We start from the raw sequence: 3156 nt of genomic DNA on the forward strand, positions 1-3156 counted from the left end.
GAGTTTAACGGATTAGCTGTTGAGTCTGTTTTAGTGTTCGTAGTTTAACTAGTTTCTACACTAAATCAAGTTATTTGTATCGAACCTAGCTTGATACAACAACTGTTTGGGTGTTGTATAGTCAAGCCTCACGAGCAATTAGTATTGGTCAGCTTCACACGTCACCGTGCTTCCACACCCAACCTATCAACGTCCTGGTCTCGAACGGCTCTTTAGAGGACATAAAGTCCTGGGGAAATCTTATCTTGAGGTAGGCTTCCCGCTTAGATGCTTTCAGCGGTTATCCCTTCCGAACATAGCTACCCGGCGATGCCACTGGCGTGACAACCGGTACACCAGAGGTTCGTCCACTCTGGTCCTCTCGTACTAGGAGCAGATCCTCTCAAATTTCCAGCGCCCACGGTAGATAGGGACCGAACTGTCTCACGACGTTCTAAACCCAGCTCGCGTACCTCTTTAAATGGCGAACAGCCATACCCTTGGGACCTGCTTCAGCCCCAGGATGAGATGAGCCGACATCGAGGTGCCAAACACCGCCGTCGATATGAACTCTTGGGCGGTATCAGCCTGTTATCCCCAGAGTACCTTTTATCCGTTGAGCGATGGCCCTTCCATACAGAACCACCGGATCACTAAGACCTACTTTCGTACCTGCTCGACTTGTGGGTCTCGCAGTTAAGCGCGCTTTTGCCTTTATACTCTACGCGTGATTTCCGACCACGCTGAGCGCACCTTCGTACTCCTCCGTTACTCTTTAGGAGGAGACCGCCCCAGTCAAACTACCCACCAGACATGGTCCTCGCCCCGGATTACGGGGCAGAGTTAGAACCTCAACATTACCAGGGTGGTATTTCAAGGACGGCTCCACTGGGACTAGCGTCCCAGCTTCAAAGCCTCCCACCTATCCTACACAAGTAAGGTCAAAGTTCAATGTCAAGCTGCAGTAAAGGTTCACGGGGTCTTTCCGTCTAGCCGCGGGTACACTGCATCTTCACAGCGATTTCGATTTCACTGAGCCTCTGCTGGAGACAGCGCCGCCATCATTATGCCATTCGTGCAGGTCGGAACTTACCCGACAAGGAATTTCGCTACCTTAGGACCGTTATAGTTACGGCCGCCGTTTACTGGGGCTTCGATCAAGAGCTTCGCTTACGCTAACCCCATCAATTAACCTTCCAGCACCGGGCAGGCATCACACCCTATACGTCCACTTTCGTGTTTGCAGAGTGCTATGTTTTTAATAAACAGTTGCAGCGGCCTGGTTTCTGCGGCTGCCAACCGCTCAGGGAGCTAGTCCCATCACCGTCAGCAGCGTACCTTCTCCCGAAGTTACGGTACCATTTTGCCTAGTTCCTTCAGCAGAGTTCTCTCAAGCGCTTTGGTCTACTCGACCTGACCACCTGTGTCGGTTTCGGGTACGATTCCTGTGTAACTGAAGCTTAGAGACTTTTCCTGGAAGCATGGTATCAGCCACTTCACTGTACAAGTACAGCTTGCTATCGACTCTCAGCATGGAGCACCCCGGATTTGCCTAAGATGCATGCCTACTGTCTTCCACCTGGACAACCAACGCCAGGCTGACTTAACCTTCTCCGTCCTCTCATCGCATTACACAGAAGTATTGGAATATTAACCAATTTCCCATCGACTACGCCTCTCGGCCTCGCCTTAGGGGTCGACTCACCCAGCCCCGATTAACGTTGGACTGGAACCCTTGGTCTTTCAGCGAACGGGTTTTTCACCCGTTTTGTCGTTACTCACGTCAGCATTCGCACTTCTGATACCTCCAGCAGACTTCTCAATCCACCTTCATCGGCTTACAGAACGCTCCCCTACCACTTACGCTAATGCGTAAATCCGCAGCTTCGGCACATAGTTTTAGCCCCGTTACATCTTCCGCGCAGGCCGACTCGACTAGTGAGCTATTACGCTTTCTTTAAAGGGTGGCTGCTTCTAAGCCAACCTCCTAGCTGTCTATGCCTTCCCACATCGTTTCCCACTTAACTATGATTTTGGGGCCTTAGCTGGCGGTCTGGATTGTTTTCCTCTTGACTACGGACGTTAGCACCCGCAGTCTGTCTCCCGGATAGTACTCATTGGTATTCGGAGTTTGCATCGGTTTGGTAAGTCGGGATGACCCCCTAGCCGAAACAGTGCTCTACCCCCAATGGTATTCGTCCGAGGCGCTACCTAAATAGCTTTCGGGGAGAACCAGCTATCACCAGGCTTGATTAGCCTTTCACCCCTATCCACAAGTCATCCCCTGGCTTTTCAACGACAGTGGGTTCGGTCCTCCAGTTAGTGTTACCCAACCTTCAACCTGCTCATGGATAGATCGCCTGGTTTCGGGTCTACACCCAGCAACTATACGCCCTATTAAGACTCGGTTTCCCTACGGCTCCCCTATGCGGTTAACCTTGCTACTGAATGTAAGTCGCTGACCCATTATACAAAAGGTACGCAGTCACCCAACAAAGTGGGCTCCCACTGCTTGTATGCATGCGGTTTCAGGATCTATTTCACTCCCCTCACAGGGGTTCTTTTCGCCTTTCCCTCACGGTACTGGTTCACTATCGGTCAGTCAGGAGTATTTAGCCTTGGAGGATGGTCCCCCCATATTCAGACAAGGTTTCACGTGCCTCGCCCTACTCGTCATCATTGTGTGTGCCCTTTCGTGTACGGGAATATCACCCTCTACGTTCGCACTTCCCAGAGCGTTCCACTAGAACACACACAACTTAATGGGCTGCTCCCCGTTCGCTCGCCGCTACTAAGGGAATCTCAATTGATTTCTTTTCCTAAGGGTACTGAGATGTTTCACTTCCCCTCGTTCGCCTTATATTCCTATGTATTCAGAATATAATACCTACCTTATGGTAAGTGGGTTCCCCCATTCAGAAATCTCCGGATCACAGGATATTTGCCGCCTCCCCGGAGCTTTTCGCAGGCTATCACGTCTTTCTTCGCCTCTGACTGCCAAGGCATCCACCACATGCACTTAATTACTTGACTATACAACCCCAAACAGTCGTTAATACCTACAAGTAGTATTACCAACATTTCAGTTTGACGCACTGTGCACTTAAGCACCGTACAGCTTCAATCTAAATTCATATACCAAAACGCTTGATTCAGTGTTTTTGCTAGTTCTCATTT

At 50.3% G+C, this 3156-nt stretch carries 1 rRNA gene; it reads right to left on the reverse strand.

Annotated features, from left to right (window positions below):
- Nucleotides 1–117: 117 nt before the first annotated feature.
- A 23S ribosomal RNA gene (locus N5J47_RS18040) occupies nucleotides 118–3012 on the reverse strand.
- Nucleotides 3013–3156 lie beyond the last annotated feature (144 nt).

Source organism: Acinetobacter sp. GD03645 (genome assembly GCF_029845285.1).
GTDB lineage: Bacteria > Pseudomonadota > Gammaproteobacteria > Pseudomonadales > Moraxellaceae > Acinetobacter > Acinetobacter corruptisaponis.